Origin of the sequence: Amaricoccus solimangrovi, from assembly GCF_006385685.1 — a bacterium.
In the GTDB taxonomy this organism is placed as follows: domain Bacteria; phylum Pseudomonadota; class Alphaproteobacteria; order Rhodobacterales; family Rhodobacteraceae; genus Amaricoccus; species Amaricoccus solimangrovi.
On record NZ_VFRP01000041.1, the window covers coordinates 1 to 19,749 of the forward strand.

At 68.6% G+C, this 19,749-nt stretch carries 16 protein-coding genes; 7 read left to right on the forward strand and 9 right to left on the reverse strand.

The features are described from left to right. The first annotated feature begins 352 nt into the window (after positions 1-352). The 4 genes from FJM51_RS21450 (at position 353) to FJM51_RS21465 (ending at position 3,923) form a co-directional block, all read left to right on the forward strand. A complete protein-coding gene (locus FJM51_RS21450; protein ID WP_140456172.1) occupies positions 353-1,258 on the forward strand; it encodes a metal ABC transporter substrate-binding protein in 906 nt (301 codons plus the stop codon). A gap of 66 nt (positions 1,259-1,324) precedes the next feature. After that, complete coding sequence (locus tag FJM51_RS21455; RefSeq protein WP_140456173.1) at positions 1,325-2,236, forward strand: manganese/iron ABC transporter ATP-binding protein; 912 nt, start codon at positions 1,325-1,327, stop codon at positions 2,234-2,236. Further along, positions 2,233-3,096 (forward strand): metal ABC transporter permease, encoded by an 864-nt coding sequence (locus FJM51_RS21460; protein WP_140456174.1) that lies wholly within the window; start codon positions 2,233-2,235, stop codon positions 3,094-3,096. The genes FJM51_RS21455 and FJM51_RS21460 overlap by 4 nt, the downstream gene beginning before the upstream one ends. Continuing rightward, positions 3,093-3,923: a metal ABC transporter permease gene (locus FJM51_RS21465; protein WP_140456175.1), complete on the forward strand. Its 831-nt coding sequence runs from the start codon at positions 3,093-3,095 to the stop codon at positions 3,921-3,923. Before FJM51_RS21460 ends, FJM51_RS21465 begins: the two co-directional genes overlap by 4 nt. A 52-nt stretch (positions 3,924-3,975) precedes the next feature. On the opposite strand, the gene FJM51_RS21470 is transcribed toward FJM51_RS21465, so the two are convergent. Continuing rightward, a complete protein-coding gene (locus FJM51_RS21470) occupies positions 3,976-5,604 on the reverse strand; it encodes an ABC transporter permease (RefSeq protein WP_233713214.1) in 1,629 nt (542 codons plus the stop codon). A gap of 52 nt (positions 5,605-5,656) precedes the next feature. After that, positions 5,657-6,676 carry a Fe(3+) ABC transporter substrate-binding protein gene (locus FJM51_RS21475; RefSeq protein WP_140456176.1) on the reverse strand — a complete coding sequence of 340 codons (1,020 nt, stop codon included), beginning with the start codon at positions 6,674-6,676 and terminating at the stop codon, positions 5,657-5,659. 100 nt (positions 6,677-6,776) lie between these two features. Here FJM51_RS21475 and FJM51_RS21480 point away from each other — a divergent pair, with 100 nt between their 5' ends. Both FJM51_RS21480 and FJM51_RS23975 read left to right on the forward strand, forming a co-directional pair. Further along, complete coding sequence (locus tag FJM51_RS21480; RefSeq protein WP_140456177.1) at positions 6,777-7,883, forward strand: ABC transporter ATP-binding protein; 1,107 nt, start codon at positions 6,777-6,779, stop codon at positions 7,881-7,883. An 89-nt stretch (positions 7,884-7,972) separates the two neighbouring features. Continuing rightward, entirely contained in the window at positions 7,973-8,488 is a 516-nt protein-coding gene (locus FJM51_RS23975) for a hypothetical protein (protein WP_181164700.1), read from the forward strand. On the opposite strand, the gene FJM51_RS21485 is transcribed toward FJM51_RS23975, so the two are convergent. The 6 genes from FJM51_RS21485 to FJM51_RS21510 all read right to left on the reverse strand — a co-directional run bounded on the left by FJM51_RS21485 (position 8,424) and on the right by FJM51_RS21510 (position 16,619). Further along, entirely contained in the window at positions 8,424-10,064 is a 1,641-nt protein-coding gene (locus tag FJM51_RS21485) for a BCCT family transporter (RefSeq protein ID WP_140456178.1), read from the reverse strand. The two genes, FJM51_RS23975 and FJM51_RS21485, sit on opposite strands and share 65 nt — an antisense overlap. A gap of 230 nt (positions 10,065-10,294) precedes the next feature. Continuing rightward, positions 10,295-11,377 carry an FAD-binding oxidoreductase gene (locus tag FJM51_RS21490; RefSeq protein WP_306419457.1) on the reverse strand — a complete coding sequence of 361 codons (1,083 nt, stop codon included), beginning with the start codon at positions 11,375-11,377 and terminating at the stop codon, positions 10,295-10,297. Between the two features lie 4 nt (positions 11,378-11,381). Then, positions 11,382-13,943 carry a GcvT family protein gene (locus FJM51_RS21495; RefSeq protein WP_140456179.1) on the reverse strand — a complete coding sequence of 854 codons (2,562 nt, stop codon included), beginning with the start codon at positions 13,941-13,943 and terminating at the stop codon, positions 11,382-11,384. Between the two features lie 27 nt (positions 13,944-13,970). Beyond that, positions 13,971-14,855, reverse strand: a complete 885-nt coding sequence (gene folD / locus FJM51_RS21500; protein WP_140456186.1) for a bifunctional methylenetetrahydrofolate dehydrogenase/methenyltetrahydrofolate cyclohydrolase FolD — start codon at positions 14,853-14,855, stop codon at positions 13,971-13,973. A 65-nt stretch (positions 14,856-14,920) separates the two neighbouring features. After that, the gene (locus FJM51_RS21505) at positions 14,921-15,853 is read right to left on the reverse strand and encodes an electron transfer flavoprotein subunit alpha/FixB family protein (protein WP_140456180.1); all 933 of its coding nucleotides are present in this window, start codon (positions 15,851-15,853) and stop codon (positions 14,921-14,923) included. Between the two features lie 16 nt (positions 15,854-15,869). After that, positions 15,870-16,619, reverse strand: a complete 750-nt coding sequence (locus tag FJM51_RS21510) for an electron transfer flavoprotein subunit beta/FixA family protein (RefSeq protein WP_140456181.1) — start codon at positions 16,617-16,619, stop codon at positions 15,870-15,872. A 195-nt stretch (positions 16,620-16,814) separates the two neighbouring features. Here FJM51_RS21510 and FJM51_RS21515 point away from each other — a divergent pair, with 195 nt between their 5' ends. Further along, positions 16,815-17,873 (forward strand): GlxA family transcriptional regulator, encoded by a 1,059-nt coding sequence (locus FJM51_RS21515; protein ID WP_140456182.1) that lies wholly within the window; start codon positions 16,815-16,817, stop codon positions 17,871-17,873. Between the two features lie 31 nt (positions 17,874-17,904). On the opposite strand, the gene FJM51_RS21520 is transcribed toward FJM51_RS21515, so the two are convergent. Beyond that, entirely contained in the window at positions 17,905-19,149 is a 1,245-nt protein-coding gene (locus FJM51_RS21520; RefSeq protein WP_140456183.1) for an aromatic ring-hydroxylating oxygenase subunit alpha, read from the reverse strand. Between the last annotated feature and the right edge of the window lie 600 nt (positions 19,150-19,749).

The window sequence follows — 19,749 nt, forward strand, 5'->3', positions numbered from 1 at the left end:
GATGAAGGCCATCGCCGAGGCGAGGATGGTCGCCGCGAGCACCCATGGCCGGGAAGCCGTCGCGCAGCGGCCCGCGTCGACCGGATCTCCGGGGGATCTATCCGGGGCGAGGGGGGCCTGTGCCATGCGGCCAGTCTCGACGGCCCGCGGGGAGGCGTCAATCGGGCCCGATGCCAATCGATGATATTTGCTTGACCCGTTCTGATGGCAGTGCCGGCGCCCGGCCAAACGATCCCGTCCGGCATCCGGAGTCGATCACGCCGCTGTTGGCATCCGAAGGCACGCGATGGGTTGATTTATGCAACTGCTTCGCATTTACATGATGGTGGAGAGCAGGGGAGGGGCTTACCGGATGCGCACATCCCGCGCGGATCTCTTCGGAGCGGCGACGCTCGCGCTGCTGCTGGCCGGATCGGCCACCGCCGCCGATGACCGGATGAAGGTGGCGACCACCTTCACGGTGCTGGCCGACATGGCTCGGAACGTCGCGGGCGACGCGGCCGAGGTCGTGTCGATCACCAAGCCCGGCGCGGAGATCCACGGCTACGAGCCGACGCCCCAGGATATCGCGCGCACCCGCGACGCCGATCTCATCCTCTGGAACGGCATGAACCTCGAGCGCTGGTTCGCGCAGTTCCTCGACAATCTCGGCGATGTCCCTTCCGTCACGCTCACCGAAGGGATCGATCCGATCCCGATCGCGGCGGGCGCCTACGAGGGCAAGCCGAACCCTCACGCCTGGATGGGTCTCGACAACGCGATCGTCTACGTCGACAACATCGCCGCCGCCTTCTCCGCGCGGGATCCGGCGAACGCCGCGACCTATCAGGCGAATGCGAGCGCCTACAAGACGAAGCTGCGGGCGACCATCGAACCGCTTCGCGCGCGGATCATGGAGATCCCGGAGGAGCGCCGCTGGCTTGTCAGCTGCGAAGGCGCGTTCAGCTATCTCGCGCGCGACTTCGGCATGAGGGAACTCTATCTCTGGCCGATGAACGCCGACCAGATGGGCACGCCGCGCCAGGTCCGCGCCGTCGTCGACGGGGTGCGGGACCACGACATTCCGGTGGTGTTCTGCGAGAGCACCGTGAACACGGCTCCCGCGCAACAGGTGGCGCGGGAGACCGGCGCGCAATACGGCGGCGTGCTCTACGTCGACAGCCTGTCGGAACCGAAGGGTCCGGTTCCGACCTATCTCGACCTGCTGACGGTCACGTCGAAGACCATTGCGGACGGCCTCGCCGGCGGGCCGGACTGACGCGGGAAGCCCGCTCGGATGACGTGGCGTGGAATATCATCGGCCAGGGGAACCGGAGACGACGAAATGCGCGAGATCCTCACACCGTTCGATCCCGCCTCGGAGGGGGAGCCGGGCGACGGCATCCTCGCCCGGGACGTGACCGTCACCTACCGCGACGGGCTTACCGCGCTGCGTCACGCCTCCTTCGCGCTGCCGCGCGGCACGGTGACGGCCCTCGTCGGCGTGAACGGATCTGGCAAGTCCACCCTCTTCAAGGCGATCATGGGCTTCGTGCCGCTGGCGCGGGGCGAGATCCGGCTCCTCGGCATGGGCGTGCCGGAGGCGCTCCGGCGCAACCTCGTCGCCTATGTCCCGCAGGCGGAGGAGGTCGACTGGAGCTTTCCGGTGCTGGTCGAGGACGTGGTCATGATGGGACGCTACGGTCACATGGGCTTCCTGCGCCGGCCGGCGCCGCTCGACCACGCCGCGGTGGAGACCGCGCTCGCGCGCGTCGGTATGGGTGACTTTCGCAAGCGGCAGATCGGCGAGCTCTCCGGCGGCCAGAAGAAGCGCGTCTTCCTCGCCCGCGCGCTGGCGCAGGACGGGCGGGTCATCCTGCTCGACGAACCCTTCACCGGCGTCGACGTCACGACCGAGGAACAGATCGTCGCCCTCCTGCGCGAGCTCCGCGCCGAGGGCCGCGTGATGCTCGTCTCGACCCACAACCTCGGCTCGGTGCCCGAGTTCTGCGACCGCGTCGTGCTCGTGCGCAACACGGTCCTCGCCCATGGCGCGACCGCCACCACCTTCACCCGCGCCAATCTCGAACAGGCCTTCGGCGGCGTGCTGCGCCACTTCACGCTCGGCGGCGAAACGCTGCACGACGACGACGACCCGAGGCGGATTTCGATCCTCAGCGACGACGAGCGGCCGCTCGTCCAGTACGGCGACCGAACCCAGGTGCATGAGGCGCCGGAGGCGGAGAACGGGCGATGAGCGCGCTGCTCGAACCCTTCGGCTACGCCTACATGACGAATGCGATGTGGGTCTCGGCGCTTGTCGGCGGGGTCTGCGCCTTCCTCTCGGCCTATCTGATGCTGAAGGGCTGGTCCCTGATCGGAGACGCGCTCTCGCATTCGGTCGTCCCGGGGGTCGCCGGGGCCTACATGCTCGGCCTGCCCTTCGCGCTCGGCGCCTTCATCGCCGGCGGGCTCGCGGCGGCGGCGATGCTGTTCCTCTCCGACCGCTCCGGACTGAAGGTCGACGTGGTGATCGGGATGATCTTCACCTCCTTCTTCGGACTCGGACTCTTCATGGTCTCGATCAATCCGATGGCGATCTCGGTGCAGACGATCACGATGGGCAACATCCTCGCGATCACCCCCGGGGATACGCTCCAGCTGGCGATCATCGGCCTTGTCTCGCTCGCGGTCCTGCTCGCGAAATGGAAGGACCTGATGGTGGTCTTCTTCGACGAGGCGCATGCGCGTTCGATCGGGCTCAGGCCCGGCGCCCTCAAGGCGGTCTTCTTCGTCCTGCTCTCGGCCTGCGTGGTCGCCGCGATGCAGACGGTGGGCGCCTTCCTCGTGATCGCGATGGTCGTGACGCCGGGCGCGACCGCCTATCTGCTCTGCGACCGGTTCCCGCGGCTCATCGCGCTCTCGGTCGCGATCGGCGTCGCGACAAGCTTCCTCGGCGCCTATGCGAGCTACTTCCTCGACGGCGCGACCGGCGGGATCATCGTCTGCCTGCAGACGCTCGTCTTCCTCGCGGCCTTCGTCTGGGCGCCGAAGCACGGGCTCCTCGCCGCGCGCGCCCGGGCCGCCGAGGCGCTGCGCGGGGATGCCGCGCCATGATCGAGACGCTGGTCCTGCCCTTCACCTTCGACTTCATGCGCGACGCCTTCCTGATCAGCGCGATCGTCGCGGTGCCGACGGCGCTCCTGTCCTGCTTCCTCGTGCTCAAGGGCTGGGCGCTGATGGGCGACGCGGTCAGCCACGCGGTGCTGCCCGGCATCGTCCTTGCCTATGTTCTGGGCTTCCCCCTCATCCTCGGCGCCTTCGGCGCGGGCATGGTGACCGCTCTCGCCACCGGCTATCTCTCGGCGAACAGCCGGGTGAAGCAGGACACGGTGATGGGGGTGGTCTTCTCCGGCATGTTCGGGTTCGGGATCGTGCTCTACACCGCGATCACCTCGGACATCCACCTCGATCACGTGCTCTTCGGCAACATGCTCGGCGTCGGCGCCGAGGATCTCTGGACCGCCGGTTCGATCGCCTTCGTCGTCAGCGCCGCCCTGGTCCTGAAATGGAAGGACCTGATGCTCCACGCCTTCGACCCCGCCCAGGCGCGCGCCTCGGGCCTGCCGGTCGCGCTGCTGCACTACGGGCTCCTAACGCTCCTCTCGCTCACCATCGTGGCCACCCTGACCGCGACCGGCCTCATCCTCGCCGTGGGCCTTCTCATCGCGCCGGGAGCGATCGCCTTCCTGTCCGCGCGGAGCTTCGGGCGCATGCTGGCCGTCGCCTGCCTCGTCTGCCTCGTCGCGATGCTGAGCGGTGTCTATCTGAGTTTCTTCCTCGACAGCGCCCCGGCGCCGACGATCATCCTGATCCTGACCGTGATCTTCCTCGGCGCCTTCGCGCGGCGGACACGCCGGGCGAAATCGGCCCCCGGGCCCTGAGCCGGCTCCCGCCGATCCGGACGCCCCGCCCGGTGGGAGTCCGCCGGCGCGCTCAGGCGCGGATGCCGCGCGACAGGAGCGCGACGGGCAGCATTCCGATCACGACGATCAGAAGCGCCGCGATCGAGCCGTCCTCATAGGTGCCGCGCGCCGCCTCGCCATAGAGATGGGTGGCGAGCGTCTCGACGTTCAGCGGACGCAACAGCAGCGTCGCGGGCAATTCCTTGACGCAATCGACGAAGATCAGCAGCCCCGCCGCGGCCATGGAAGCCCGCGTCAGCGGCAGGTGGATCCGGCGAAAGACCCCGGTGGGGCTCTGGCCCATGCTCCGGGCGGCGTGGTCGAAGCTCAGCGGGATGCGCGTCATCCCGGCCTCGATCCCGCCGGTCCCGATGGCGAGAAAGCGCGTCACGTAGGCATGGATCAGCGCCGCGCCCGAGCCGAGCAGAAGAAGCTGCGGGGCATTGGTCATGAACCAGCCGAGAACGCCGGAGATCTGGCGGTCGGCGAAGGTGATCACCGGCAGAAGCCCGATGGCGAGGATCGTGCCGGGCACCGCGTAGCCGAGCGTCGAGATCCGCGCCGCGGCCCGCGTCGCGGGCGAGGGCCGGAGCCGGGGCGCCGCGCTGATGACAAGGCCGAGCCCGACCGCCACCAGCGTGGCGACGAGAGCCAGCGCGGCGGTCTGGCCCGCCTCGACCCAGATGCGGGGCGGGATGCCGGCGTGGACGACACGCCGCCAGGCCTGATGCGCGAGATAGGCCGCGGGCGCGGCGAAGCCGACCAGAACCGGCAAGGCGCAGACCAGCGCCGCGAAGACCGCGGAAGCGCCGCGGAGCCGCGTCCGCGACAGGGGCAGCAGGCGGTGCGCGCCGCCCGCGTATCGCTGGCCCCGGCGGGCCCGGCGCTCGACCAGGACCAGCGAGACGACGATCAGCAGCATGACGATCGCGATCTGCGCGGCGCCGGGCAGGTCGCCGCGGTTGATCCAGGTCGCGTAGACGGAAACCGTCAGGGTCCGGACCCCCAGGAACTCGGCCGCGCCGATATCGTTCAGCGCCTCCATCAGGGCGAGGGCCATTCCCACCGCGATCGCGGGACGGGCGAGCGGCAGGACGACCCGCCAGAACACCCGCGCCGGGCCCGCCCCCAGAGTGCGCGACGCCTCGAGCAGATTCGCCGCCTGCGTCGCGAACAATGCCCTGACCGGCAGGTACACATACGGATAGAGCACGAAACCCAGCAGCAGGACGCAGCCCCACACCGAGCGGATGTCGGGCAGGCGGAATTCGCGCGGGCTGGAATAGCCCAGCAGGTCACGGAGCAGGGACTGGACCGGTCCGACCGGGTGAAGAATGTCCAGATAGGCATAGGCGACGATATAGGTCGGTACCGCGAGGGGCAGCGCCAGCGCCCATCCCAGGATCCGCCGGCCCGGAAAGTCGAACCCGGCGATCAGCCAGGCGGTCACCGTGCCGATCACGGCGACGATGACACCCACCCCGGCCAGCAGGATCGCGGTCTGGCCGAGAGCGTTCGCGAGCACGTTGCGAAGGAGATGCGGCCAGAGCCCGATGCTCCCCTGTGCGGCGAATCCGGCCAGCACGACGACCGGCAGCAGCGCCCCGGCCGCGATCAGCATCGCGGCGAGTTGCCATCCCGCGCCGGAACCGGGCAACACCCGGAGCCTTGGTCGACGACGCTCCTGCGGGGCCTCGCCGCGTGGCAGACGGTCAGTTGTCAAAACCGACCTCTTCGGCGAGCTTGCTGGCCGTCGCGCGCTCGCGCGCGATGGCGGTCAGGTCGGTCGGATCGACCGTGAGTGCGCCGAACTCGCCAACCAGGGGGCTGACCGGAATGCCCGGCTTGACCGGATACTCGAAATTGGCCTCGGCATAGATCTTCTGGGCTTCGTCCGAGACGAGGAATTCCAGCAGCCGGATCGCCTCGGCCCGGTTCGGCGCGTGCTTCGCGACGGCCGCCCCCGAGACGTTGACCTGCGTGCCGCCATTCTCGAAGGTCGGCAGGATGAGCCTGATCGCGCTGGCCCATTCCCGCTGCTCCGGGCCGCCGGCGCCGCTGCGCATCAGACCGACATAATAGGTGTTGGCGACGCCGATGTCACAGATGCCGCCCATGATGTCGCGCGCCACGTCGCGGTCCCCGCCACCGGGCTTGCGGGCGAGGTTGGCCTTGACGCCCTCGAGCCAGCGCCTCGTCGCGTCCACGCCGTGATGGGTGACATAGGCCGCCGTCAGCGCGACGTTGTAGGGATGCTGGCCCGAGCGGATGCAGACCCTTCCTTTCCATTCCGGATCGGCCAGATCCTCGTATTCGAAACTGGTCAGGTCGAGACCCTCCGCCGCGTAGAGCGCGCGCGCCCGCAGCGACAGCGCGAACCAGTTGCCATCCTTGTCGCGCAGGTTCTCCGGGATGGCGGCTGTCAGCGCCTCGGACTCGACCGGCCGCGTCAGGCCGCGGTCGACGAGATCCACCAGATTGCCGATGTCGACCGTCATCAGCACGTCGGCGGGCGAGGCGGCGCCTTCCTGCTCGAGCCGTTCGGGCAGGCCGTCCTTGAGGAAGATCGTGTTGACCTCGATGCCCGTCTCGTTCCGGAAGGATTCCAGCAGGGGCTCCACGAGCTTGGGCTCACGCGTGGTATAAAGGTTCAGTTCGTTGGCCATGGCCGACAGGGCCGCGGACTGGGCCAGCAGGGCCGTCCCGATCCATCCCAGAAGCTTGCCGCGCATATTCCCCCTCCGTGGGTCGTCAGAGATGCTTTCCTTATCCCAACAGAATTAGTAGAGATTGATCGGCAAGCCAAGCGCGACGCCAGGAGGGGATGGACCGGTGGAGCATGTCGAGTTTCCGGGGCTCAGGGCGGCCGGGCGGCCCGTGAACGCCGCTCCGATGCTCGAGGTCATCGACGTCGCCCGGCGCTTCTCGGTCACACCGGCCGTGCGGGGCGTTTCGTTGACGGTCTGGCCCGGAGAAGTGACCTGTCTCCTCGGTCCGTCGGGCTGTGGCAAGTCCACGACGCTGCGCATGATCGCCGGCATCGAGCATCTCGACTCCGGCGAGATCCGCGTCGCCGGCCAGCGCGTCGCCGATCCCCGCCACGAGGTTCCGCCGGAACGGCGGCCGGTGGGGATGGTGTTCCAGGACCTGGCCCTGTTCCCGCACATGACCGTGGCGGAGAACGTGGGTTTCGGTCTGCCCCGGACGCGCGGGAGCGCCGAACAGGTCGCCCATCTGCTGGGCCGGGTCGGCCTGCTCCACCACGCCGACAGGTATCCGCATCAGCTGTCGGGCGGCGAGCAGCAGCGCGTCGCCCTGATCCGGGCCCTTGCGACGCGGCCGCGCGTGATGCTGCTGGACGAGCCCTTTTCCAGTCTCGACCAGCGGCTTCGCGTGGAGATGCGCGAACTGGCGGCGGATCTTCTGCGCGAGGCGGGGGCGGCCGTGGTCCTCGTCACCCATGACCCGGACGAGGCGATGATGATGGCTGACCGTGTCGCGATCATGTGGGAGGGACGCATCCGTCAGGAGGGCACACCTCTCGAGCTCTATCGCCAGCCGAGGGACCTGACCGTGGCGGGGTTCCTTTCGGAGCTGAACATCTTCGAGGGCCGCGTCGCGGACGGCCGCGTCGAGACCCCGGCCGGGCCGGTTTCCGCGCCGGGTTTCCAGGACGGCGCCGCGATCCGGGCCGTGTTCAGGCCGGAACATCTGACGCTGCTCAGGACCGATCACACCTGCCGGAGCGTGGGCCGGGGCAGCGTCGCGCGGGTGCTGCGTGTCCGGAACCTGGGGCGCGAGAGCTTCATCGAGGCCGGATTGCCCGACGTCGAAACGCGTCTGCGTTGCGCCGCGCCCGGCTGTTGCGCCCTGGTTCCCGGCGATCACGTCGAACTGGGTCACAGCCCTGGAACCGCCATGGTCTTCGCGACACCCTGAGCGGGGCCGCGGCACGCGCCCGTTTCCTCATCGTGGTTCGCAAAGGACCGACGCCGGGGCTTGGTCGGCGCCGGGCCTCGAGGATCAGGTTGAACGGCGTCTGCGTGGCTCGGCGCACCTGGCCGAAGCCCGCCTCGCGGCGGATCCGCGCGAGCCGCGCCTCGCCGGCCTGGGCGCCGAGCACATGCGTTCCCTCCTCCGAGATCGCATGCGCGCGGCGGAGCCAGGTCGAACCGGTGTGGAAGATCCGTCCCTCGGGGCTCAGGTTCTCCTCGATCCGGTCGGAGGCGAAGGGCTCGACCAGCATCAGCGTGCTGGCCGGCCTGGCGATGATGGCGCGCAAGAGGAGATGCGCGCCGGAACGGGTTTCGCGACCGCCGCTGCGACTGACAGGCCTCTTCGTCCTGGCGGTTCTCGCGTTCGCCGTACGCGTGAAGGGCGCGGACGTCGCGATGGCCGGACACATCCTCCATATTCCGCGACTGGGGCTGGCCGGCGCGGTCTTCACCGCGTTCTGCCTGACCGCCTCGACGGCCGCTCCTAGCGCGGTTCGGACAGAAGCCCTCGCCAGATCGAGACGCACATCACCAGCAGCACGAAGGTGAACGGCAGGCCGGTCGAGATCACCATCGACTGCAGCGATTTCAGGCCGCCGGCCGAGAGCAGGAGCACGATGGCGACGATCCCCTCGAAGACGCACCAGAACACCCGCTGCGGCATCGGCGCGTCGACCTTGCCGCCGGCCGTGATCGTATCGATCACAAGCGAGCCGGAGTCCGACGAGGTCACGAAGAAGACGATCACCAGCACGATTCCGATCACCGAGGTGATCCCCGCGAGCGGCAGGACGTCGAGCATCGTGAAGAGCTGCAGCGGCAGGTCGGCTTCCTGAACGGCGGTGTAGCCGTCGCGCACCACCTGGGTGATCGCCGTTCCGCCGAAGATCGACATCCAGAGGACGCAGACCAGCGACGGGATCAGCAGCACGCAGATCAGGAACTCGCGGACCGTCCGTCCCCGGCTGACGCGGGCGATGAACATGCCGACGAACGGCGACCAGGAAATCCACCAGGCCCAGTAGAACGACGTCCAGCCCTGCATGAAGCTGACGTCCTCGCGCCCGAACGGGTTCGAGAGCCCGGGCAGATACTCGAGGTAGGCCAGCAGGAAGTCCGCGCTGCTCGTCAGGAGCAGGACCGTCGGACCCGCGATGACCACGAAGAGCAGCAGCAGGAAGGCGAGGCCCATGTTGATCTCGGAGAGCAGCTTCACCCCCGCCTCGAGGCCACGCACCACGGAGAAGAGCGCGATGGCGGTGATGCCGATGATGAGGATGACTTCCGGAATCGGGCCGATCGGGACGCCGTAGAGCTGGTGCAGGCCCGCATTGGCCTGCGCGGCCCCGAGGCCGAGCGAGGTGGCAAGGCCGAACAGCGTCGCGAAAACCGCCAGGATGTCGATGACGTGACCCGGCCAGCCCCAGACCCGTTCTCCGAAGATCGGATAGAAGGCGGAGCGGATGGTCAGCGGCAGACCCTTGTTGTAGCTGAACAGCGCCAGTGACAGCCCCACCACGGCGTAGATCGCCCAGGGGTGCAGGCCCCAGTGGAAGATCGTGGCCGCCATCCCGAGACGGAACGCCTCCGTCTGGTCGCCCGCGGCCGCGCCCAGGGGGGCCCAGTCGGTCCGGAGGCCGTCGGCTCCGGCGACGACGCCGTCGAAGGATGATGAAAAATGGCTGAGCGGCTCGGACACGCCATAGAACATCAGGCCGATGCCCATCCCCGCGGCGAAGAGCATGGAGAACCAGCCGATGTAGGAGAAGTCAGGCGTCGCATCGCGGCCGCCGAGACGGACGTTGCCGAGGCGTGTCACGATGAGCAACAGGCAGACGATCACGAAGATGTCGCCGGCGCCGAGAAAGAGCCAGTCGAAGGTCGTGGTCACGACCGTGAACAGCCAGGTGAAGATGGTGCTGGCGGTGTCCGGCAAGGCCAGGGTGAATACGACGAAGGCGATGACCGACGCCGCGGAGATACCGAAGACCGGATTGTGAATGTCGAAGCCGAACGGCCCGAGGGACCCTTCGATATTGTCGCGCCCGATCGTGTAGTCGGTCACGATCGTTCCCGCGGGACCGTCGGCCGGGCGGATGGCTGAATCGCTGGACGTGTCGGTCATGGACCCTCCCTTGCTTGTGATTATGGCTGCGATGCCCGCTGGTCGTTCCAGGGGGCCCGTCAGTTGATCGTCCTTGTCTGGGTGTGGAGCGTTGTCGGCCGAAACCGCGGGGCCGCGGAATACGTCTCCGCGGGCAGGGGGTTTTTCACCCCCCGCCCGGAGTTGAACGGCCACCGCGCCCGTCGGCCGGAGGCAGGCACACCGTCGGCGACGCTGGCCCGCGCGTGGCCTCAGGCGTCGATCTCGACCTTGCCCATGGGGTGCGAGCAGCAGGCGAGGATGTAGCCGGCCTCGATATCCTCCTCGGAGATGCCGCCGTTGTGGACCATGTGGACCTCGCCGGCGAGCTTGCGCACCTTGCAGGTGCCGCAGATGCCGAAGTTGCAGCCCGACGGGATGTTGAGCCCCGCGCCGCGCGAGGCGGTGAGGATCGTGTCGGTCTCGGCGCAGATCACCGACGCGCCGCCGCGGCTGAAGATGACCTCGGAGCTTGACTCGGGGTCGGGCACCACGTCGTCGAGAACGGGGGCGTCGGCCTCCGTCAGCACCGGGGCGGTGAACGTCTCCTGGTGATAATGGTCCATGTCATAGCCGAAGCCGATCAGCATGTCGCGGACCGCCTGCATGAACGACTCCGGCCCGCAGCAATAGATTTCCCGCTCCAGGTAGTCCGGCGCCATCAGGCCGAGCATCAGCTGGTTGAACTGGCCACGATAGCCGCTCCAGGCGCCGTGCGGATCGTCCTCGCGGACGACGTAATGCAGCTGGATCGACGGCACGCGGCTTGCCATGTGCTCGAGGTGCCGCCGGAATACCAGTTCCGACGGACGCCGCGCGCACTGCACGAAGCAGATGTCCGGCGCGCCGCCGAGATCCCAGCGATAGGTCGTGATCGACATCATCGGCGTGACGCCCGAACCCGCCGAGATCAGCAGGAGCTTGCGGTCGAACGGCACATCCGGGACGAAGATGCCTCCCGGACCGATCGCCTTGACCTTGGTCCCCTCGGTGATGTGGTCGAGCATCCAGCGCGTGCCGACGCTCGCACCCGCGGCCTTGACCGTCAGCGTGATCGACAGCGGACGCGACGGGCTCGAGGAGATCGTATAGGTGCGATAGGCCTTCCCGCCCGGCAGCGGCAGCTCCAGGGTCAGGAACTGGCCGGGCTGGTAGTCGAACCACGCCCCCGAAGGGGAGCGGAACGAGAAGGAGACCACGCCGGGGCCGTCGGGGACGACCGAGACGCATTCGAGCGGCTCGTCGTCCTTCCAGGTGCGCGCGCCGACCAGGCGGGGCATCGGATCGGAGTTCATCGCCTCAGCTCCTCGGCTTCGCGTTCTCGGGATCGTAGAGCGGCTTGTAGCCGATGCCCGCGACCTCGACCGGATAGGTCTCGCCGAAATACTGCACGCTGAGCGCGCGGCCCTGCTGGCAGTAGTCCCAGGGCAGGTAGGCGAGCGCGATGTTGCGCCCGATGCTCGGACCGAAGGCGATCGAGGTGGTGAAGGAGCGCCGACCGAGTTCGTCGACCAGCGTCTCGCCGGTCTCCGGGTCCATCACCGGCAGCGTCCCGACCGGGAAGCGCGCCACGCCCGAGGAATCGACGTTGTCGGTCATCACCAGCGTGCAGAGCATCGCCGGCTGGTGGTCGCGCGCGCGGTGCTCGAGATGCTTCGCCTTGCCGCGGAAATCGGCCTCCTTGACCTTCGGCCGCTGGAGATCGGCTTCCAGGAGGTTGTACTCGGTCAGCAGGTCGGCGTTCTGCAGCCTGAGGCTCTTCTCGAGCCGGCGCGAATTGGCATAGGTCTCGACGCCGACGGCCATCACGCCCGTGGCGCGCAGCGCGTCCCAGACCGCGAGCCCGTCCTCGTAGGCCATGTGCAGCTCCCAGCCCTGCTCGCCGACATAGGAGATGCGGAAGGCCGAGACGTCCCTTCCCGCGATCCGCACGGGCCGGATCGCCGCGAAGGGGAAGTTCTCCTTCGAGAGCGCGTCGGGATCCTCGACCACCTTCGAGAGGTTCTCGCGCGCGTTCGGCCCCCAGATGCCGATCGTCACGTATTTCTCCGCGACGTCGGTGATCGTCACGTCGAAGCCCTTGTCCTCGGCGACGCGGCGCATGTAGTGGAAGTCGCGCGGGCCCGCGTCGGCGCCGTTTACCATCCGGATCCGGTCAGCCATCCGGAACAGCGTGAAGTCCGCCCGGACGTTGCCCTCGTCATCGAGGAAATGGGTGTAGATCCCCTTGCCGATGTTGGCGTCGCCGCCGATCTTCGCCGCGCAGAGCCATTCCATCATCGCGACATGATCCGGCCCCTCGATGTCGGTCATGTGGAAATGCGACAGGTTGATGAGCCCGCAATCCTCGCTCATCGCCAGCTGCTCAGCGTTCGACACGCGCCAGAAGTGCCGGGCGTCCCACTCGGCCTTCCGCTCGGGAACCTTGTCGCCGTACTTTTCCAGCAGGTGCTCGTTCGCGGCGTAGCCATGCGCGCGCTCCCAGCCGCCGAGTTCCATGAAATAGCCGCCGAGCTCCTTCTCGCGCTCCCAGAACGGCGAGCGGCGGATGCCGCGGCCGCCGTCGAAGGGCTCGCGCGGGTGGACCGGGGGGTTGTAGATCTTCTTCGCCGTCTCGACGCAGCGGTCGTGGATGAACTGCTCGGTGAGCTGGAACGGGTTGAACCGGGCATAGTCGACGCGGGCATGGTCGATCGCGGTGCGCCCGTCGGTCATCCAGTCGGCGATGAGCTTGCCCATGCCGGGGCCGTCCTTGACCCAGATGCCGACGCAGTACCAGAGGCCGCGCACCTTCTGGCTCTCGCCCATCGAGGGGCCGCCGTCGGTGGTGGTCTGCAGGAGGCCGTTGAACGAATGCCCCTCGTTGTAGCCGAGCTCGCCCAGGATCGGCGTCAGCTCCATCGCCCGCTCGAGCGGCTCGATCACCTGCTCCATCTCGAGGTCGCGCTGCGAGGGCGAGAGCCGGGCCTGGTCCTTCTCCAGCAGTTCGCGCGGATGGACGAGGCGCGGCTCGTTCTCCTCATAGTAGCCCCATTCGATCTGCCCGCCCTCGGCGGTCTTCGGATCGCCGGTGTCGCGCATGTAGGCCGAATTGCCCTGGTCGCGCAGCAGCGGGAAGCCGATCTCCTTGCCGGTGCCGGCGAATTCGTCATACGGCCCGAAGAAGGTCAGCGGATGGTCGACCGGCATCACCGGCAGGTCCTCGCCCGCCATCTCGGCGATCAGCCGTCCCCAGAGCCCGGCGCAGACAATGACGTGATCCGCCATGATCGTGCCGCGCGAGGTCACGACCCCCTTGATCCGCCCGTCCTCGATGATCAGCGACTTCGCCGGCGTGTTGGCAAACACCTTGAGCTTGCCCGCCGCCTCGGCCTGGTCGACCAGCTTGCCCGCGACGGTCTGCGAGCGCGGGATGACGAGGCCGGCGTCCGGGTCCCACATCCCGCCCTGGACGAGGTCCTCCTCGATCAGCGGGAACTTCTCCTTGATCTCGGCGGGCTCCATCAGCCGCACGCGGGTGCCGAAGGCCTTGCCGCTGTCGGTCCGGCGGCGGAGCTCGTTCATCCGCTCGTCATCGCCGACGCGCGCCACCTCGATGCCGCCGATCCGGGCGTAATGGCCCATCTTCTCGTAGAAATCGACCGAGTAGAGCGTGGTCCAGCAGGTCAGCGCGTCGTGGCTCGTCGCGTAGCAGAAGTCCGAGGCATGCGCGGTCGAGCCGATGTCGGTCGGGATGCCCGACTTGTCGATGCCGACGATGTCATCCCAGCCACGCTCGATCAGATGATGCGCGATCGAGGCGCCGACGATGCCGCCGAGCCCGATGATGACCACCTTCGCCTTTTCGGGAAACGCAGACATTCCTTCTCTCCTTCTCAGCGGCCCGGCTCACCAGAGCCGCGGCACGGACAGTCCGCGGCGCCGGTAGGCGGCGACCAGGGTGTTGTGGATCAGGCACATGATCGTCATCGGCCCGACCCCGCCCGGCACAGGCGTGATCGCGCCGGCCGTGCGGGAGGCTACGCCGAACTCCACGTCGCCGACCAGCACGCTCTCGCCGTCGCGCTCCACCCGGTTGATGCCGACGTCGATCACGGTGGCGCCCGGCTTGATCCAGGCGCCCTTAACCATCTCCGGCTGGCCGACGGCGGCGACGACGATGTCGGCGGCGGCGACCTTCCTCGCGAGGTCGCGGGTGCGGGAATGCGCGAGGGTGACGGTGCAGTTCTCGGCGAGCAGGAGCTGCGCCACCGGCTTGCCGACCAGGATCGAGCGCCCGACGACGATCGCGTCGAGGCCCGAGAGGTCGCCGCGCGTCGCCCTGAGCAGCATCAGGCAGCCGAGGGGCGTGCAGGAGACGAGGCCGGGCAGGCCGGAGGCGAGGCGCCCCGCGTTGAGCGGATGCAGGCCGTCGACGTCCTTGGCAGGGTCGATCGCGTCGATCACCGCGAGCGAGTCGAGATGCGCCGGCAGCGGCAGCTGCACGAGGATGCCGTCCACGGCGTCGTCGGCGTTCAGCTCGGCGATGAGCTTCATCAGCGCGTCCTGCGTCGTGTCCGCGGGCAGGACGTGCTCGAAGCTCGCCATCCCGACCCCGCGCGCGGTCCGGCCCTTGTTGCGGACGTAGACCGCGCTCGCCGGATCCTCGCCGACCAGGACGACGGCGAGGCCCGGAGGCGTGCCCGCGGTCCCGGCCAGCGCCGCGACCGAGGCGGCGATCCGCTCGCCGAGGCCGGCGGCGTGGGCCTTGCCGTCAATGATGCTGGCAGTCACGCGGACGTTCTCCTCCGGCGCGGCGATCGCGGTCGACATTGGCGGATCCTCCCTGTCACATCGTCTCAGAGCGCGCGGCCGAGTTCCGGCAGCAGTTCGAACAGGTCGCCGACGAGGCCGTAGTCGGCGACCTGGAAGATCGGCGCCTCCTCGTCCTTGTTGATCGCGACGATCACCTTCGAGTCCTTCATGCCGGCGAGGTGCTGGATCGCACCGGAGATGCCGCAGGCGATGTAGAGGTCGGGCGCGACGATCTTGCCGGTCTGGCCGACCTGCCAGTCGTTCGGCGCGTAGCCGGCGTCGACCGCCGCGCGCGACGCGCCGACCGCCGCGCCGAGCCTGTCGGCGACGGGCAGGATCACCGCGCGGAACTTCTCCTCCGACCCGAGCGCGCGGCCGCCGGAGACGACGATCCGGGCGCCGGCGAGATCCGGGCGCTCGCTGGTCGAGAGCATGTTCTCGACGAAGGCCGAAAGCCCGGCGTCGGTCCCCGCCTCCACCGCCTCGACCGGCGCGGCCATGTCGCGCGTGGCCGCCGCCGGGAAGCCCGCGGTGCGCACCGTCAGCACCTTCTTCGCATCGGCCGCCCGTACGGTCTGGATCGCGTTGCCGGCGTAGATCGGCCGCTTGAACGTGTCGGCGGAGACGACCTCGACCACCTCGGAGACCTGCATCACGTCGAGGAGCGCGGCCACCCGGGGCAGGACGTTCTTGCCGGTCGCGGTCGCCGGCGCGACGATCGCCTCGTAGCCGGGTGCGAGCGCCACGATCAGCGCCGCGGTCGGCTCGGCGAGCCGCTCGGCGAGCGCGTCTCCCTCGGCGAGCAGCACGCGACGCGCGCCCGCGAGCCGCGCCGCGGCGGCGGCGGCCGCGCCCGCGCCCTGCCCCGCGATCAGGATGTCGACCTCGCCGCCGATCCGGGCCGCCGCGGTCAGCGCCCGGGCGGTCTGCTCGGAAAGGCTCTCGTTGTCGTGTTCGGCGAAGAGAAGGATGGCCATGATGTCAGATCTCCTGTCAGAGCACGCCGGCTTCGGCGCGCAGCCGCGACACCAGCTCGGCCACGCTCGCCACCTTCACCCCGGCCGCGCGGACAGCCGGCTCCTCGGTCGCGAGCACTTCGAGCCGCGGGGCGACGTCGACGCCGTAGTCGGCCGGCGCCGTCTCCGCGAGCGGCTTCTTCTTCGCCTTCATGATGTTGGGCAGGCTCGCGTAGCGCGGCTCGTTCAGCCGCAGGTCCGCGGTCACGATCGCCGGCAGGCTGACCTCGATCGCCTGCAGCCCGCCATCGACCTCGCGCGTCACCTTCGCCCGCCCCTCGCCGAGTTCCAGCTTCGAGGCGAAGGTCGCCTGACCCCAGCCCATGAGCGCCGCGAGCATCTGCCCGGTCTGGTTCGCGTCGTCGTCGATCGCCTGCTTGCCGAGGATGACCAGCTCCGGCCCCTCCGCCTCGGCGACACCCTTCAGGAGTTTCGCGACGGCGAGCGGCTCGACCGCCTCCTCGACCTTGACGAGGATCGCGCGGTCGGCACCCATCGCCAGCGCCGTTCTCAGCGTCTCCTGAGCCTGCGCCGGGCCAATCGAGACGACGATCACCTCGGTGGCCTTGCCGGCCTCTTTCAGCCGGATCGCCTCCTCGACGGCGATCTCGTCGAACGGATTCATGCTCATCTTGACGTTGGCGAGATCGACGCCCGAACCGTCGGGCTTCACCCGGATCTTGACGTTGAAGTCGACTACCCGCTTCACGGGGACCAGGACTTTCATGACCAACCTTTCCTCGTGTCGGATGAGAGGCGCCGGCACCCGGTTCGCTCGTGTCCGAAGGAGCCCGGGCAGGAAGCGGGGTGCTTGCGGGGGAACTATGCGCCTGCCCCGCGTCGCGGGACAGGATGTTTGCGTCAAAGCAGGATTAACGCTACGACATTCTTCCGGACGCGGGTCGCGAAGGGGGGCGGAGCGATGGAGAGACCGACCAGCGGGATCGGGCGGAAACCGCCGCCGCGGGCGTCGGTCCACGCCGCGCGAACCGCGGGGCCGCGCCGCCTCTCGGTCGGCTTCATCCTCGCCCGGCGCTTCACGCTCTGCGCCTTCGCCAATTTCGTCGACGTGCTGCGCCTCGCCGCGGACGAGGGCGACCGGTCGCGCCCGATCCTGTGCGGCTGGTCGGTCCTCTCCGATACGATGGAGCCCGTCCCTTCGAGCTGCGGCGTCACCGTCCAGCCCGGCGAGCGTCTCGGCGATCCGGCCCGGTTCGACTACATCGTCGTCGTGGGCGGCCTGCTCGAGGAGACGCCCAACATCAGCCTGGCCTATACCCAGTTCCTCAGGCGCGCGGCGGAGGCGCGCGTGCCCCTCGTCGGCCTCTGCACCGGCGCCTTCATCCTGCACCGCGCCGGGCTGATGCGGGGCTACCGCGCCTGCGTCAGCTGGTTCTGCCACGCCGATTTCCTGGAACAGTTCGACGGGCTCGAGCCGATCTCCGACCAGATCTTCGTCGTCGACCGCGACCGGCTGACCTGCGCCGGCGGCGCCAGTTCGGCCCATCTCGCGGCCTTTCTCGTCGAGAGGCACATCGGCCGGGCGCAGGCGAGCAAGAGCCTGCACATCATGATCATCGACGACGCCCTGCGCCCCGAAAAGCCGCAGCCCGGGATTCCGCTGGAGCTCAAGACCGACGACCCGTTGGTGCGGCGCGCGCTGCTGCTCATGCAGCAGCGGATCGACACGCCGTTCTCGGTCGCCGAGCTCGCCCGCCAGATGGGGAACAACAAGCGCCAGCTGGAGCGCCACTTCCGCGCGGCGCTCGACACCTCGCCGCAGGCGGCCTTCCTCGAGATCCGTCTCGCCTTCGCCCGCCACCTGCTGGAGGCGACCGACAAGTCGATCTCCGCGATCGCCGTGGAATGCGGCTTCTGCGACTCGTCCCACCTCAGCCGTATGTTCCGGCAACGCTACGGATGCACTCCCACCGAAACGCGAGCGGCGCTTCCGGCGGAAGCGCCGCTCGCAGCGGTTTGAGCGCCGTCCGGACGGTGCTCGGGTACTAGGCTCAGGCGACTTCCCGGAGCGACTTCTTGCCGGTCAGGCGCGGCTCGAGCGTCCTGAGGTACCAGTCGACGAACTGGATCACGCCGTCCTCCTGGATCTCCGAATAAGGCCCGGGGACGAACGCCGGCGAATTGATGCCGCGCTGGTTCTCCTCGACGACCTGGCGGTCCTCGTCGTTGGTCGCGACCCAGACCCGGCTCAGATTGTTGACGTCATAGTCGACCCCCTCGACCGCGTCCTTGTGGACGAGCCACTTGGTCGTGACCTCGGTCTCGGTCGCGCTGATCGGCAGCACGCGGAACACGATCGAGTGGTCGGCGAGGAAGTGGTTCCAGGTGTTCGGGTAGTGGAAGCTGAGCAGCGATCCGGCATCGGCGAAGGGCGCGTTCGCGAGCCGCTTGTTCGGCACCGCCGCCTTGCCGTCCATCGTGTAGCTCTCGCCGGCCCCGAGTAGCGGGATGCGGGCGAAGCGCCACTGGTGGTCGGGCGCGATGACGAATTTCGACGGCATCCCCGCCGCCTCGCATTTCTGCCAGTGCGCGGTCACCGCCGGCTCCATCGCGCCGCTCTCGTCCATGGAGGTGAAGCCCGGACGATCGGGATAGGTGCGGCAGAGCTCGGGGTGCGAGCCAGCGCAGTGGTAGCATTCGCGGTTGTTCTCGATGACGAGCTTCCAGTTGCCCTTCTCGACGATCGTCGATTCGAAGGCGACCTTCGCCTCGTTCAGCCGGTGCGGCGCGAGGTAACGGGCGGCCTGCTCGGCGAAGGGCGCGAACGGCGCCGGCTCGTCGGCGAGACAGATGTAGACGACACCACCGGCCTCCTCGCAGGCGACAGCCTTGAGCCCGTGGTCGGCCGCCTTGAAGTCCGGCCCCATGTCCCGGGCATAGAGGAGGCGCCCGTCGAGTTCGTAGGTCCACTGGTGATAGGGGCAGACGAGCTTCGGCGCCGATCCCTTCCGCGCGGCGCAGACCCGGCTGCCGCGATGGCGGCAGGCGTTGTGGAACGCGCGGATCCTGCCGTCCGCGCCGCGCACGATGACGATGGCGTAGGCGCCGACCTGCATCGTCACGTAGTTGCCGGACTGGGGGATCTCGCAGGCCGGGATCGCGAAGAGCCAGTCGCGATACCAGATCGTCTCCATGTCGACATCGAAGATCTCCGGATCGGTGTAGAACGGCCGGGGCAAGGCGTATCCGGGGGTCCGGGAACGGATCAGCTCCAGCATTTCGGTATGTGTGGTCATGGCCGTCTCCTACGGGATCGCACGCGACGCGCCATGTCTCACGGAATCCCGCTACCTCTGGGCTGCGATCGATCGATGCGCGACGGTGCGCCACCGCCGCGGGTTCTTCACTGATGACGCGGAACAATTCCGCTCGCTCCACTGGCCAGACGCCCCGTCGACTTGTGGCGTTGATGTCCGAAAGCGAGAGCCACGTAGCACGGCGTGAGACGCGATAATGCCGTCGCCGCGACACTTCTTGACGCAAAGCCGTCAGGGTTCCTCGACTCTCCGCCGGGCTTCGGCACGCTCGAGGCGGGCGAGAAAGACGTCCCGGCATGACCAGCTGACACAGGCGCGACAAGTCGTCTCGTCAGTCCGGCGCGGTGAGGGCGCGGACCCCGCGCGAGGATCAGACCGGTTTCCCGGCGGCCGACTTGTCTGGCCCGTCGTTCCGATACCGCCAAACTGACGCAGGGATACATCTCGACCAGGGCGAACCGGGTGTAGAGAGGCCAAAACATCTCGGGAGGCCCGGCCCATGACGCATTTTTCCTTCGCCCAGGTCGTCAGGGGCGCGCTGACGGGCCAGAAGAACTGGACGCCGCAATGGCCGGACGC